General features: G+C 60.3%; 10 protein-coding genes and 1 riboswitch. Of the genes, 3 read left to right on the forward strand and 7 right to left on the reverse strand.

Going from position 1 to position 14,528, the window contains the following annotated elements:
- Positions 1–5 precede the first annotated feature (5 nt).
- A complete protein-coding gene (gene metX / locus ACEE43_RS05630; protein WP_449108205.1) occupies positions 6–1,232 on the reverse strand; it encodes a homoserine O-acetyltransferase MetX in 1,227 nt (408 codons plus the stop codon).
- A 14-nt stretch (positions 1,233–1,246) separates the two neighbouring features.
- Entirely contained in the window at positions 1,247–2,593 is a 1,347-nt protein-coding gene (locus ACEE43_RS05635) for an O-acetylhomoserine aminocarboxypropyltransferase/cysteine synthase family protein (protein WP_449108204.1), read from the reverse strand.
- 121 nt (positions 2,594–2,714) lie between these two features.
- A riboswitch (SAM riboswitch) is annotated at positions 2,715–2,832 on the reverse strand.
- Positions 2,833–2,973: 141 nt separating this feature from the next.
- Here ACEE43_RS05635 and ACEE43_RS05640 point away from each other — a divergent pair.
- Genes ACEE43_RS05640 through ACEE43_RS05650 form a run of 3 tightly spaced genes read left to right on the forward strand, consistent with a single transcriptional unit; the run spans position 2,974 to position 7,101 of the window.
- On the forward strand, positions 2,974–5,154 hold the full coding sequence (locus ACEE43_RS05640) for a S9 family peptidase (RefSeq protein WP_449108203.1): 2,181 nt from the start codon (positions 2,974–2,976) through the stop codon (positions 5,152–5,154).
- A gap of 8 nt (positions 5,155–5,162) precedes the next feature.
- Complete coding sequence (locus tag ACEE43_RS05645) at positions 5,163–6,200, forward strand: hypothetical protein (protein WP_449108202.1); 1,038 nt, start codon at positions 5,163–5,165, stop codon at positions 6,198–6,200.
- A gap of 4 nt (positions 6,201–6,204) precedes the next feature.
- A complete protein-coding gene (locus ACEE43_RS05650) occupies positions 6,205–7,101 on the forward strand; it encodes a hypothetical protein (protein ID WP_449108201.1) in 897 nt (298 codons plus the stop codon).
- 496 nt (positions 7,102–7,597) lie between these two features.
- Here ACEE43_RS05650 and gatB read toward each other — a convergent pair whose 3' ends face one another.
- From gatB to ligA, 5 genes are all read right to left on the reverse strand, one after another.
- Complete coding sequence (gatB, locus tag ACEE43_RS05655) at positions 7,598–9,103, reverse strand: Asp-tRNA(Asn)/Glu-tRNA(Gln) amidotransferase subunit GatB (protein ID WP_449108200.1); 1,506 nt, start codon at positions 9,101–9,103, stop codon at positions 7,598–7,600.
- Positions 9,104–10,693, reverse strand: a complete 1,590-nt coding sequence (gatA, locus tag ACEE43_RS05660; RefSeq protein WP_449108199.1) for an Asp-tRNA(Asn)/Glu-tRNA(Gln) amidotransferase subunit GatA — start codon at positions 10,691–10,693, stop codon at positions 9,104–9,106.
- Between the two features lie 9 nt (positions 10,694–10,702).
- The gene (gene gatC, locus ACEE43_RS05665; protein WP_237197368.1) at positions 10,703–10,999 is read right to left on the reverse strand and encodes an Asp-tRNA(Asn)/Glu-tRNA(Gln) amidotransferase subunit GatC; all 297 of its coding nucleotides are present in this window, start codon (positions 10,997–10,999) and stop codon (positions 10,703–10,705) included.
- Between the two features lie 158 nt (positions 11,000–11,157).
- The gene (locus ACEE43_RS05670) at positions 11,158–11,823 is read right to left on the reverse strand and encodes a transglycosylase family protein (RefSeq protein WP_449108198.1); all 666 of its coding nucleotides are present in this window, start codon (positions 11,821–11,823) and stop codon (positions 11,158–11,160) included.
- Between the two features lie 539 nt (positions 11,824–12,362).
- Entirely contained in the window at positions 12,363–14,519 is a 2,157-nt protein-coding gene (gene ligA, locus ACEE43_RS05675; RefSeq protein ID WP_449108220.1) for an NAD-dependent DNA ligase LigA, read from the reverse strand.
- Between the last annotated feature and the right edge of the window lie 9 nt (positions 14,520–14,528).

Genomic DNA, 14,528 nt, shown 5'->3' on the forward strand with positions numbered 1-14,528 from the left:
CCAGCCTAGGCCACTGCCCACAGGTGCTTGCGCCCCTGCGGTTTTGCTTCGTCGGCGGCGTCCTGGGTTTCGATGCTGGTAGCGAGAATTCTTTCGAGCTGTTCGTGCTCGATGAGGAAGCCGTCGTGGCCGCAGGGTGAGTGGATAACGGCTGGCTCTACGGGGTTGGGCAGGGAGGCTGCCAGGATGTGGGAGTCGGAGGGGAAGAAGAGGCGGTCGGAGTCGACGTAGGCGATGGTCCAGTTACAGGTGGTGCGGGCAAGGGCTTTTTCGAGGCCGCCGCGGTCGCGGCCGAGGTCGTGGGAGAGTAGGGCTTCGTTGATGGCCAGGTAGGAGCCTGCGTCGAAGCGGTTGGTGAGTTTGGTGCCGTGGTGGTCGAGGTAGTTTTCGACCTGGTAGCGGCCGCGTTCTGCGGAAACGGGGTGCAGGACGTTGTGGCCGTCTTGGGCGTCGCGGCCGAAGCGGAAGTGGAGTTCAGCGGCGGAGCGATAGGTGGTGTGGGCGATGCGGCGGGCCAGGGCCAGGCCGGTGACGGGGCCGGGGCCGGGGTAGTAGTCGCCGCCGGCGAAGGCGGGGTCTTGGCGGATCGCCAGGTTTTGCATGTGGCCCCAGGCGATTTGTTCGGCGGTGGCGGCGGGGCCGGAGGCGATGACGGCACAGGAGCGGACGAGCTCGGGGTAGGTGACGGCCCATTCGGCGGCGCGGGCACCGCCGAGGGAGCCGCCGATGACGTGGTGGAGGGAGGTAACGCCGAGCTGGTCGAGCAGGCGTTTTTCGGCGCGGACGCCGTCGCGGATGGTCACGAGGGGGAAGCGGGAGCCCCAGGGTTTTTGTTCGGGGTCGATACTGGCCGGGGCGGGTGAGGCTGGGCCGGTGGTGCCGTAGCAGCCGCCGAGCATATTGGGTGAGATGACGAAGTATTTGTCGGTGTCGATAACACGGCCGGGGCCGACGGCGGTGGGCCACCACCCGGCGGCTTCGGCGGCCTCTCGGTCTTGCTCGCTGGCGTCCGCCCCTACTCGCCCTGCCGAGACGTGGGTGTCACCGGTCAGGGCGTGCAGGATCAAAACGGCGTTGTCGCCCGCCTCGTTGAGGGTTCCCCAGGTTTCGTATCCGATGGTGACGTCGGGCAGTACTGCCCCTGATTCGAGGGTCAGATCGCCGACTTTGGCGTAGGTGAGGACGCCATCGGTGCGGGTGGGGGTGGTCTCAGCGGGGCGGGCGGTCGTCATTGGGCTACCTTTCCTTAGCGGATGGCGGTGAAGCCGAGTTCGAGGTCGGCGAGGATGTCGTCGATGTGTTCGATACCTACCGAGAGGCGGATGAAGGCGGGGTTGATGCCGATAGCTTCAAGCTCTTCGGTGGTGGACTGGCTGTGAGTAGTGGACGCCGGGTGTACGGCCAGCGAGCGCACGTCACCGATGTTGACCAGCAGGGAGTGGAGGGAGAGGGAGTCCACGAATTTCTGGGCGGTTTCGGCGTCGGCGTCCTTGAGGGTGAAGCCGAGGACGGCGCCAGCCCCCTTGGGCAGGTACTTTTGGGCCAGGTCGTAGTAGGGGGAATCAGGTAGACCGGAGTAGGTGACCGATTCGACTTGGGGGTGGTCCTTGAGGAACTGGGCAACCTTGAGGGCGTTCTCTACGTGGCGCTCGACGCGCAGGGAGAGGGTCTCAAGACCGATGGCAATATTGAAGGCGTTGGTCGGTGAGATGGATGAGCCGAGGTCGCGCAGCAGAGAGACGCGGGCTTTGAGGATGTAGGAGAGGTTGACCCCAAAAGCCCCATCTGCACCGAGATCACGGGCATAGACCAGGCCGTGGTAGCTTTCGTCGGGCTGGTTGAAGAGGGGGTACTTGTCGGGGTAAGCACCGTAGTCGAAGTTGCCGGAATCAACGATGACGCCGCCGACCGAGGTGCCGTGACCACCAAGGTACTTGGTGGCTGAGTGGACGACCACGTCAGCTCCGTGCTTGATGGGGTTGAGCAGGTAGGGGGTGGCAATGGTGTTATCGACGATGAGCGGTACCCCAGCCTCGTGAGCCACGGTCGAAACAGCCTCAATATCAAGCACATCGCCGCGGGGGTTAGGCAGGGTTTCTGCGTAGAAGGCCTTGGTGTTCTCGCGGGCGGCAGCTCGCCAGGATTCAGGGTCGGCGGGGTCATCGACGAAGGTGGTTTCAATACCCAGGTTCTTGAGGGTGTACTTGAGCAGGTTGAAGCTACCGCCGTAGAGGGAGGGGGAAGCAACAACGTGGTCACCGGCTCCTGCGATATTCAGAATCGCGAAGGTGGAGGCTGCCTGGCCACTGGCAAGGAGCAGAGCACCGACGCCACCTTCCAGGGCCGCGATGCGGTTTTCGACCGCTTCCTGGGTGGGATTGTTGATGCGGGAGTAGATGGGGCCCAGCTCGGAGAGGGCGAAGCGGCCTGCTGCCTGGGCGGAGTCCTTGAAGACAAAGGACGTGGTCTGGTAGATGGGCAGGGCGCGAGCGCCGGTTACCGCGTCGGGCTCCTGGCCCGCGTGAATCTGCTGGGTTTCGAACTTCCAGCCGGTGGGGTTTGAGGGGGTGGGAACGGTGTTCTCGGTGGTCATGCGGTTACTCCTTAATGAAGGTTTGTCTCAGTGTTTAGTTGAAACGGGCCGCATGCCGTATCTTCCGCCCGGGTAAGGAGGAAAAGAATCTGATGCCCTCGCAGAAGATAGAGGCACATCGGTCCCGCGCTTGCGTACCTGGTTCTCGGTGGGTACGCCAGGTCTTCACCCAGGGCACCCCACCGCGAGTGGAGGGTTGCCGACCAGCTAGCTGGGGCTTAGCGCTGGTTCTCTTGACCTGCCTCTAGTCTGGCTTGAGTGCCCGGGGAGCGTCAAGATGGGGCTCTAAAGTTTCAGCATGTGTCCTTGTATTGCATACGTTACGTTCTATGGCCGTCATTTAGAATGGTGGGAAGTGAGTTATTACGAAAGGGCTGACGATGTCTCTGACTCCTCCTCTTGCCAAGCGTGTCCCGGTTGAGCGTACCCATCACGGCGATATTTTTATTGATCACTATGAGTGGTTGCGTGATAAAGAGAGCGATGAGGTTCTAGAGCATCTGCGCGCTGAGAACGCCTTTACCGAGGCGGTCACTGAAGATCAGCAGCCCCTTCGCGATGCTATTTTTGAAGAGATTAAGGGGCGTACCCAGCTGACCGATATGTCGGTGCCCTCCCGCCGCGGGGCCTGGTGGTACTTTAACCGCACGGTTGCCGGTGAGCAGTACCCGGTCATGTGCCGCGTCCCTGCCCTGACCGAGGGCAGTGTGGAAGAGCGCTACCGGCCGCCGGTCGTCCGCCCCGGTGAACCACTCGACGGCGAGCAGGTGGTGCTGGACTGCAACGAGTTTGCCCGTGATATGGCCTTCTTCTCCCTGGGTTCCTTCCAGGTCACCCGCGACGGTTCCCTGCTGACCTTCGGTGTGGACGATTCAGGCGATGAGCGCTACACCCAGTACTTCAAGAACCTCGATACCGGTGAGATTCTGGAAGAGAAAATTGAGGACGTCTTTGCAGGGGCCTTCTTCGCCTCTGGAGCCAAGCACCTGATTTATTCGGTAGCCGATGAGTCCTGGCGCCCCTACGAAGTGCGCGCTCACGCCATTGGCACCAATGCCTCTGAAGATTTTGCCCTCTACCGCGAAGACGATAACGGCCTCTGGTTGGGTGCTGGGATGTCGTCCTCCCGTACCCACGTGGTCATTACCTCATCCAACTCTGAGTACTCAGAGACCCGCATTATCAACATTCATGAGCTTGGTCAGCTAGAACCCACCCTCATTATGAAGCGGGACGCCGGTATCGAGTACTCCACCGATATCATCGACGTGGAGGGCACCGGCTATCTGGTCATCGGCCATAACCACGAGGCCCCCAACGGTGAAATCGTACTGGCGCCCCTGCGGGAAGAGTACGTGCCCTTTGCCGATTTCAAGGCTAGCTGGATTCCCCTGGTTCCCCACCGCGAGGACGTCCGCCTAGAGGGTTTCAAGTTCTCCCGCAACCATCTTGTGCTCATGGCCCGCGAGAACACCACCGTCAAGGTATTCGTTGCACCGCGTACCGCTCTCGCTGAGCAGGCAGCTTCTGCCCACCCCCAGGGTATTGACCTCTACGAGCCCGGCGGCTTCACCGAAGAGCTCTACACGTCAGCCTTCTCCGGTGTGAACATCATGTCCCCGGTCATCCGCCTGAACTACACCTCCTACCTCACCCCCAGCAGCGTCTACGACTACTTCCCCGATACCGACGACCTCGTGTTGCGCCGCCGCACCCCCGTCATCGGCTACGAGCCCGAGAACTACACCGCCTACCGCATGTGGGCACCGGCAGCGGACGGAGCCATGATTCCGCTCTCCGTCATGCACCGCGCCGACCTCGATAAGGCCCAGGAAAACCCCGTGATTCAGTACGGCTACGGGTCCTATGAGTCCTCCATGGACCCCTATTTCTCCACCGCCCGCCTCAGCGTGCTGGACCGCGGCGTTATCTTCGTCGTTGCCCACATCCGCGGTGGCGGCGAAATGGGCCGCACCTGGTACACCGAGGGCAAGAAGCTGGCCAAGAAAAACACCTTCACCGACTTCGTCGACGCCACCGACTTCCTGGCCTCCCAGGCCTGGGTGGACGCTGCCCGTATCGGCATCATGGGTGGATCAGCCGGCGGCCTGCTCATGGGCGCCGTCGTCAACATGGCCCCCGAAAAATACGCGGCCTGCCTGGCCCAGGTCCCCTTCGTGGACGCCCTCACCACCATTCTCGACCCCAACCTGCCGCTCTCAGCCCTGGAATGGGAAGAATGGGGCAACCCCATCACCGACAAGGAGGTCTACGACTACATGAAGTCCTACACCCCCTACGAAAACATCCGCCCCGTCAAGTACCCGGCCATCGCAGCTGTTACCTCCCTCAACGACACCCGCGTCTTCTACGTCGAACCGGCCAAGTGGGTAGCAGCCCTGCGCGAAACCATCGACCCGACCTCCCCCACTCCCCTGCTCAAAATTGAGATGGACGGCGGCCACGGTGGCGGCTCAGGCCGCTACACCGCCTGGCGCGAAATCGCCTGGGACTATTCCTTCCTGCTCACCCACCTGGGTGCCACTAGCATCACGGAGTAAACCCGCTCATGCCCCCGTCCGCTGATCTAGTAGATCTCACCCCGCGCGTCCCCCACGAAATCCTGCTCTCCCTGCTGAACAAACCCCCTTACCGGGAAAAGTGGATGCGGCACGTGCAAAGACGCCGGGGTAACTCCATCAACCAACGAGCCGTAGCCACTTTTATCGCCTACGAGCTCTCGGACTATCTCGACCAAGACATTGACCCTGCCACCATCAAAGACAGGGTCTCTCGCGCCCTCAACGGCGAAGCAATTTCGGACGCCACCGCCCACATGTTCATCACAGCCTTCGAGTTCACCTCAGCCGAAGCCAGAGAACTGCAGAGGGCCCTCTCAACACACAGCCTCAGCCGCAAGCTCGCCCAGCGGGCAGAAACCCTCACCTCTACCGAACGTACCATCGACACCCGCAACTACACCTCCCTCTCCACCCTAATGGACGGCCACATCGACCGGTTCGGGTTCATGCGCCACTTCATCGTCACCGAGATCATCCGCTCCGAAATCGACGAACTCACCCTCATCTCCCCCCGCTTCGAGTCCACGGATTCTACCGTCACCCTTATTGAAGGTGGCGAACTCATCTCTATGAACGAGCACGAACGCGCCCATATCCATCACGAGGAAAACACCATGTGGCAGCTCGCTATCAAGCCACCTGCCCCCGTCCGCTACGGCCAGGTACACCAGATCCGCTACCGGATCGACCTCAATATCGAACCCATGCTCCGTAAACGAGAGAAGTTCAACTACGCTTCTCTAGGGCCTTTTACGCCAGCCCGCTTCAACACCAGCATGGCCCTTACCTTCGATGCCCCACCCACCAATATGCACCAGAAAATCTGGTCCCAAGCCATGCGCGATGAAAACCTGCTCGAAGTGATAGAGCTTCCCGCTCAGCTGCGCTACTCTATGAGCTTCCCCATCGCCGAAGACACTGTCTTCGCCTACTTTTGGGAATCAGACCATGATGGAGCTGTCAGCCACTACCACGGGGGCACCTCCGTGCGTCCTTCCCCTCTCGACTCCTCAAACTCCCACTAAAACCATGTCTTCTCCTTCCGGCACAGATTCCACGACCCATCTGGTGAGCTCCCTGCTTCGTTCAGAGCTCCTTGAACCCTACGTCCGCGATGTGTGGGAACGCTACGTCCACCACGAAAAACTGGGCGAGGCCAACCCCTTCTCTATCAGGGCTATCGCCCGCGCTATGAGTGCCCACCAACATACGGTCTACGGCTTAGAAATCCCACCCCACAAGTACAAAGACCGGGTACGTCGAGCCATTACCGGCGAACACATCAGTAGCGAAACCATTGACCTCTTGAGCGAGACCTTCGGCTTCGATGAGCGAACCCGTAAGACCCTGCACAAGGCAGCCACCCAGGGGTTCGATGACTCAGAAACCGTACAGTTCCTCCGCACTAACCCCCAGGTACTGACCTCAAGCTGCTACCTGGATATTCAGCTTGACCCGACTGACCCCGGCACCTTTACCCTCCACGCCACCTACACCCTGCTCAGCCTCGAATCAGGCTGCTCGGCCTTCGTCTTCGCCCTGCCCCAGGGCCAAGAACTCATCTGCGATAACCGGCACTTCTCCGTATCGCGCGTCAGCGAAGACCAAGAATGGGTTTTCACCCCCACCAGCTTCATCCAGCCCCTACAAACCTTTATGCTGCGGTTCAATGTCCGCGGTACAGTCCAGCCACAGGCAGACGGCAGCTACCAGCTCCTTTTGCCCTTCACCCACCGCAGCTACTCCGCCGCTATCAAACTGACTACTGCAGGAAAACCCTTAGCCGTCCGCTTCACCGAGCAAACCGATGCCAACGCTTCAGATGCCACTATTACCTGTGCCGGAGAAGTAACCGATTATCTCTCCCATTTCTACCCCAGCATTAAAGACACCCGCCTTACCCTGAGCTGGTCGGTTGCCGCCTAGATTCCTACCACTCCCAATATCTAGGTCCCCTGATCGCTCTGCGATATAAGTGAGACGTGGGAGAACATAACCTAAGCATGTAAGGTTTGGTGGATGTGGTAACCACCTTCCCTTACACTCGATAACCCTAACCGGTGCTAGAGGTTCAGAGCTTCTGACAAAAGGACATCCCGCCCCTGGTGCATGTTTTCGCTCCTAGTTCCCCCCTCTGTACTAGTGCACAACCTCCCACCGCGTTATATCGAGAAAAGCTAGATAGCCTCAGTGCGATTTTTGCTATCTAGCCCGGCGGTCGATTTGTTTCCCTAGTGCATCGGCCGCTCACCGGGTAGAGCTCTTATCCTCAGAGCCCTACCCGCGGTGCAAAGTAATAAGGCGCCCCTCTTTCCCAGAGCGGGCGCCTTCTTTGTACCCTTTCCCCTCCAGGGCAAGAAAAACCGGGCGCCCTCCCCACAGGGGAGAACGCCCGGCACATAGCTCAGTAGGTCAGGGAACCTTAGCCCTCAACACCCAGCTTTTCGAGAATCAGCTCGCGCACACGTCCGGCATCTGCCTGACCGCGGGTAGCCTTCATAACCTGGCCAACCACGGCGCCAGCGGCCTGCACCTTACCAGCGCGGATCTTGTCGGCAACATCGGGCATAGCGGCCAGAGCCTCGTCAACAGCGGCGGTCAGAGCCGAGTCATCAGAGACAACGGCCAGGCCGCGCTTCTCAACGATCTCAGCAGGGGTACCCTCGCCCTCAATGACGAAGCCGAGTACCTGGCGGGCAATCTTATCGTTAATCTTCTTACCCTCAATCAGCTGGTTGAGCTCAACGATGGTAGCGGCGGTTGCACCGGTTTCGGTCAGCTCAACCTCGCGTTCCTTGGCGATACGGGCAATTTCACCCATCCACCACTTACGGGCAACTGAGGCGGGAGCACCGGCGGCGACGGTCTCTTCGATGGCGTCCATAGCACCGGCGTTGACCACGTCGCGGAACTCTTCGTCCGAGAAGCCCCAGTCGGCCTTCAGACGGCGGCGGCGCTCGGCGGGAGGCTCGGGCAGCTCAGAGCGAAGGCGCTCAATCCACTCTTCATCGGTGACGACCGGAACCAGGTCGGGCTCGGGGAAGTAACGGTAGTCGTCGGCATCAGACTTGGGGCGGCCACTGGTGGTCTCGCGGGTGTCTTCGTGCCAGTGGCGGGTTTCCTGAACAACCTTTTCGCCTGCTTCGAGGACGGCCGCGTGACGCTGAATCTCGTAGCGCACCGCACGCTCAACCGAACGCAGGGAGTTGACGTTCTTGGTTTCTGAGCGGGTACCGAACTCGGTGGAACCCTTGGGCATGAGCGAGACGTTGGCGTCGCAACGGACGTTACCGCGCTCCATGCGGGCGTCGGAGATACCCAGGTTCTTGACGATTTCGCGAATGGCAGCCACGTAGGCGCGGGCCAGTTCAGGAGCCTTGTCGCCTGCACCCACGATGGGGCGGGTCACGATTTCAATCAGGGGAACACCGGCGCGGTTGTAGTCGACCAGGGAGAAGTCTGCGCCCTGAATACGGCCAGCGGTGCCGCCCTTGTGGGTCAGCTTGCCAGCGTCTTCTTCCATGTGGGCACGCTCGATATCGATGGTGAAGACGGTGCCGTCCTCCAGCTCAACGTCCAGGGACCCGTTAGCGGCGATGGGCTCATCGTACTGGGAGGTCTGGAAGTTCTTGGGGGTATCGGGGTAGAAGTAGTTCTTGCGGGCAAAGTGACTAACGGGCGCAATCTCGCAGCCCAGAGCCAGACCCAGCTTGATAGCTGATTCAACAGCCTTGCCGTTGACCACCGGCAGCACGCCGGGCAGGCCCAGGGAGACGGGGGTGACATTGGTGTTCGGGGTATCGCCAAACTCGTTAGGAGCGGCGTCGAACATCTTGGTCTTGGTGTTGAGTTCTACGTGAACCTCGAAGCCGAGTACGGGGTCGTACTTCTCCATGGCTTCTTCAAACGACAGGATTTCGTCAGACATTTACTTAGCTCCCTCGAAGTCAAAGTCACGGATCAGGGCGGCGGTGTCGGGCAGCTGCTCGTGCAGGTAGCCACCCCACTTAGCGGTCAGCAGGGCTTCCAGACCAGCACCGGCGCGGTAGAGGCGGGCATCCTCGTGGGCGGGGGCGGTGAACTGGATGCCGACGGGCAGGCCGTCCTCATCTGCCAGGCCACCGGGCAAGGACAGGGAGGGTACACCGGCCAGGTTGGTGGGTACGGTGGCGATATCGCCCTTGTACATGGCCATGGGGTCGCCCTTGGTCTTCTCCCCCAGCTTGTAGGCGGTGGTGGGCGCGGTGGGGCTAATCAGCACGTCTGCGACCTCAAATGCCTTGGCGTAGTCGCGCTGAATCAGGGTGCGTACCTTCTGGGCTGAGCCGTAGTAGGCGTCGTAGTAACCGGCGGACAGGGCGTAGGTACCCAGGATGATGCGGCGCTTGGCTTCTGAGCCGAAGCCTGCGGCACGGGAGGCTGCCATGACGCGCTCGATGGTGACGTGGCCTTCTTCGGGCAGCTTACGCAGACCGAAGCGGACGCCGTCGTACTTGGCCAGGTTGGATGAGACCTCGGAGGACATAATCAGGTAGTAAGCCCCAATTGCTTCCTTGACGGAGGGCAGGGAGACCTCAACGATTTCTGCGCCGGCTTCCTTGAGCAGCTCCAGGGACTCGTTGAAGCGGGCCATAACGCCGGGCTGGAAGCCCTCGCCGGTCAGTTCCTTGATGACACCAACGCGCAGGCCCTTGAGGCCACCTTCAGCGGCACCGGCGCGGGCGGCGCCCGCGTAGGCGGGCACGGGCTCGTTCAGGGAGGTGGAGTCCTTGGGGTCGTGACCGCCGATGACCTCGTGCAGCAGGGCGGTGTCGAGGACGGTGCGGGCACAGGGACCGACCTGGTCGAGAGATGAGGCCATGGCAATGACGCCGTAGCGGGAGACCGAGCCGTAGGTGGGCTTAACGCCAACGGAGCCAGTGACGGCTGCGGGCTGACGGATGGAGCCACCGGTATCGGTCCCCAGAGCCAGAGGGGCCTGGAAGGCAGCTACTGCTACAGCGGAGCCACCGCCGGAGCCACCGGGAATACGGTCTAGGGCCCAGGGGTTGCGGGTAACACCGAAAGCTGAGTGCTCGGTGGTGGAGCCCATAGCAAACTCGTCGAGGTTGGTCTTACCCAGGATGGGCATACGAGCCTCGCGGATCTTCTGGGTGACGGTGCCGTCGTAGGGGCTCATCCAGCCCTCGAGCATACGGGAAGCTGCGGTGGTGGGCTGGCCCTTGGTGACAATGAGGTCTTTAACGGCGATGGGGACGCCTGCCAGGGCAGGTAGTTCCTTACCGGCGGCGCGGTCTGCGTCTACAGCGGCAGCAACTTCCAGAGCCTCTTCAGCGTTGAGGTGCAGGAAGGCATTGAGGCCGCTCTTGCCGGCTGCGCGGTTTTCTGTGTCCAGAGGTTCGCCATCGGTGGCGATGATGTGGTCTATGTAGGCCTGGGTTGCTTCAACAGAAGTCAGTTCCCCTGCGGCCAGCTTGTCAGCAAGTTCTGCTGCGGAAAGTTTGATGATGTCGTTCATGCCCGCTCCTTAGTCTTCGTCCAAAATTGCCGGAACCTTGAACTTGCCGTCTTCGGCGTCAGGAGCACCCGAAAGAGCTTCTTCAGCCGTCAGGGTTTCGCCCACCACGTCTTCGCGGAAGACGTTCTTGAGCGGGATGGGGTGGCTGGTTGCCGGAATATCGTCTGAGACGGCGTCTGAGACTGACTTGACGGATTCTACGATGACGTCGAGCTCAGCGGCCATAGCGGCCAGCTCTTCATCAGTCATCTCGATATGAGCCAGCATGGCAAGGTGTGCCACCTGCTCACTCGTAATAGCAGACATAATCACTTCCACGAGTTAGACATAGGTTTTCAGTTTCTATCTTAGCCCCCATACGGTCATAACACGATTTAAAAAAGAATCGCCCCCTAGCCTGTGCAGGCTAGGGGGCGACGGTGTGAGATCAGAAATCCGCTAGAGGTCTAAGAACCCGGTGGGTCTTACTTAGCGGGGATGGTCAGAACCCAACCGATTTCAATCAGGTCAGCATCCTGAATCAGGTCAGAGTTAGCTGCCAGTACTTCGTCCCAGCCGTTGAAGCCGTGAGCGTAAGCAATTTCTGACAGGGTGTCGCCAGCCTTGACGGTGTAGGTGTTAGCAGCAGGTGCTGCTTCTGCGGTTGCTTCTGCAGCGGGAGCTTCAGCTACAGGAGCCTCAGCAACGGGAGCTGCAGTTTCTTCAACAGCAGGGGCAGTAGCAACTTCGGTTACCTCGGTTGCCTGAGGCGCAACAGCGGGGGCTTCAGCAGGCAGCTGGGGTGCTGCGGTACCGTAGTTTGCTAGGCCAAGCTTAGCGTTGCAAGCGGGCCAGGCGCCCCAGCCCTGCATCTGAAGGAGGTTTTCAGCAACGCGAATCTGCTCTGCCTTTGAGGCAGCTGCGGGGTTGCCGGTGCCGCCTGCGGCTGCCCATGAGGACAGTGAGAACTGCAGGCCACCGTAGTAGCCGTTGCCGGTGTTGATGGACCAATTGCCACCTGACTCGCACTGTGCGAGAGCTTCCCAAGCTTCGAGGGGAGCGGCGTTGGCTGCGGGGGTAGCGGCCAGGCTTGCTGCTGCTGCGCCACCGATTGCAAGTACTGCTGCTGAACGACGAATGTTGGAAGTCATGAAATGCTCCGTAAGGCCACCTTATGCTCTTCCCATCCCTGGGCATCAATGCATTGCCGTCTACCCGTAATCGTTGAGTGGATTGTTTGAGGCTTTACCCTGTAGACGGCATCAGGTGTGCGGTAGAGCCCAGCATGCGCCCACAGCTTCCACTGTGAGCTATAGACCGTTGCACCTGTGGCTTGGCGGTCGTTTTTGATTCGTTGATAACGATAACGTAACGATTTCGGCTTTGCCAACCCATTTTTGAGACAGAACACCTTTTACAGTCGAAGCCAAGACCCCTAGCCCTCCCCTGGGCAATTGGCTTTAAAGACAGGCTTGCACCACCCTTAACACCGGCAACAAGCCCGTATTTCTGCGGTTTAAAGCGGGCTACAGTCACTCAACACACCAAGACTTGTCTATCATTAAAGACAGGCTTACCCCGCTTTAAAAATTTCTTAAAGTTCAGCCACTCCCCCTTCAAACAACAGAGTCTTATGTCACATTTAGGTCACAGAATCAAAGAATCCTGTGATCTACCTGTGACTCATACCCTAAGCAACAGCGTCCGGCCCCTGCGCCAAAAGCGCCTCAAAACCTTCTTCATCCAGCACCGTCACACCCAGCTGTTCAGCTTTATCGAGCTTAGAGCCAGCGGATTCACCGGCAACCAGATAGCTGGTCTTCTTCGACACCGAACCCGAGGCTTTTCCACCTCGCACGATAATGGCTTCTTTCGCGCTATCACGGGTAAAACGAGCTAGGGTACCCGTTACCACGATAGTGAGGCCTTCCAGGGTGCGCTCGATTGAGGCGTCCCGTTCGTCCTCCATCCGCACGCCGGCTGCCGCCCAGTGATCTACGATTTCGCGGTGCCAGTCTTCTGCAAACCATTCCTTGAGCGAGCTAGCAATAGTAGAGCCCACGCCGTCAACACCTGCCAGGCGCTCCTCGCTAGCTTCACGAATTGCGCCCATCGACCCGAACTCGGTCGCCAGGGCCCTAGCCGCAGTGGGCCCCACGTGCCGAATAGAGAGGGCAACCAGCACCCGCCACAGGGGCTGGCTCTTTGCCTTCTCCAGCTGCTCAAAGAGCTTTTCGGTATTGCGGGTAGGCACACTCGGCTTCTTCGCGGTACCCCGCGTATAGAAGTAGGGAACCAGTTCGGTCTTACCCGTAGGTTCACCTTTGACCTTTTTCTCGCGCTCAATGCGCACATCTGCCAGGTCCTCAGCGGTGAGGTCAAAGAGGAAGGCCTCAGAGATCAGCGGGGCCTGATCAGGAGCCGCAGGACTGGTCAGGGCCTTAGCAGCCTCATAACCTAAAGCTTCAATATCGAAAGCTCCGCGCCCTGCCAGATGATTGACGCGCTCGGTGAGCTGGGCGGGGCAGGAGCGGGCGTTGAGGCAACGAATGTCAACGTCGCCGTCCTTAGCGGGTGCCAGGGGCTGGCCGCAAGAAGGGCAATCAGTGGGCATCACGAATTCCCGTTCACTGCCATCGCGCAGGGCAACCACGGGCCCCACAATTTCGGGGATGACGTCCCCTGCCTTGCGCAGTACCACGGTATCGCCGATGAGCACACCCTTGGCCTTGACCACGTCCTGATTATGCAGGGTCGCCATCTCAACCGTTGAGCCGGCTACCTTAACCGGTTCCATCACGCCGAAGGGGGTTACGCGGCCGGTCCGGCCAACCCCCACCCGGATATCGAGCAGCTTGGTGTTGACCTCTTCGGGCGGATACTTGTAGGCCACGGCCCAGCGGGGCACGCGGGAGGTGTAGCCCAGGCGCTCCTGGGTGGAAAAGTCATTGACCTTAATGACGATACCGTCGATTTCGTGCACCAGGGAGTGGCGTTTTTCGCCGTAGGTTGCAATGAATTCAAGAATCTCTGAGCGGCTAGTAAGCAGCTGGGAGTAGGGGCTGACGGGCAGACCCCACTCCTGAAGTTGAGTGTAGGTTTCGAACTGGGTGCTGATATCCAGGCCGGTGCGGGAGCCAATGCCGTGCACAAACATGCTCAGGGGGCGCTCGGCGGTCAGGGCGGCGTCCTTCTGCCGCAAAGAGCCTGCTGCCGCATTTCGCGGGTTGGCGAAGGGGGCCTTACCCTGTTCAACCATCTGCTCGTTGAGGGCCTTGAAGTCAGCCGATGAGATAAAGACTTCACCGCGAATTTCGATTTCTTCGGGGTGCTTGCTACCGGCGAGCTGGGTAGGGATTGATGCGATGGTCAGGACGTTGTGGGTCACGTCTTCGCCGGTGGTTCCGTCGCCGCGGGTGGCGGCGCGTACCAGCTTGCCCTTGCGGTAGAGCAGGTTGACGGCCAGGCCGTCAATCTTGAGTTCGGTGAGCCAGGCAGGGCGAGCGCCCGTCATCTCCTGGGCGTTGGTTTCGGCGCGGTCTAGCCAGGCACCGAGCTCTTCGAGCGAGAAGACGTCTTCCAGCGAGTACATGCGGGCCAGGTGGGTAACGGGGGCAAAGGCCGCGGAGGCTTCGCCACCGACTTCCTGAGTGGGTGAGTCGTTAGCAACCAGTTCGGGGTGCTGGGCTTCGAGCTTTTCGAGCTCGCGGTAGAGGGTATCGTACTCGGCGTCCGAGATGGTGGGGGCGTCGTTGACGTAGTAGCTCTGACGGGCTGCTCTCACTCGGTCAACGAGCTGGGCGTAGCGCTCCTTGATATCAGCGGCTACGCCCTGGCCTTCGACCAGGTCGCGGTC

The sequence above is a fragment of the Rothia sp. 11254D007BW genome, from assembly GCF_053548195.1.

Bases quoted from the DNA above. Each gene is read 5' to 3' on its own strand.
- ACEE43_RS05640 (WP_449108203.1), top strand. From the start codon at position 2,974: ATGTCTCTGACTCCTCCTCTTGCCAAGCGTGTCCCGGTTGAGCGTACC.
- gatC (WP_237197368.1), bottom strand. From the start codon at position 10,999: ATGTCTGCTATTACGAGTGAGCAGGTGGCACACCTTGCCATGCTGGCT.
- ACEE43_RS05670 (WP_449108198.1), bottom strand. From the start codon at position 11,823: ATGACTTCCAACATTCGTCGTTCAGCAGCAGTACTTGCAATCGGTGGC.
- gatB (WP_449108200.1), bottom strand. From the start codon at position 9,103: ATGTCTGACGAAATCCTGTCGTTTGAAGAAGCCATGGAGAAGTACGAC.
- ACEE43_RS05645 (WP_449108202.1), top strand. From the start codon at position 5,163: ATGCCCCCGTCCGCTGATCTAGTAGATCTCACCCCGCGCGTCCCCCAC.
- ACEE43_RS05635 (WP_449108204.1), bottom strand. From the start codon at position 2,593: ATGACCACCGAGAACACCGTTCCCACCCCCTCAAACCCCACCGGCTGG.
- metX (WP_449108205.1), bottom strand. From the start codon at position 1,232: ATGACGACCGCCCGCCCCGCTGAGACCACCCCCACCCGCACCGATGGC.
- ACEE43_RS05650 (WP_449108201.1), top strand. From the start codon at position 6,205: ATGTCTTCTCCTTCCGGCACAGATTCCACGACCCATCTGGTGAGCTCC.
- gatA (WP_449108199.1), bottom strand. From the start codon at position 10,693: ATGAACGACATCATCAAACTTTCCGCAGCAGAACTTGCTGACAAGCTG.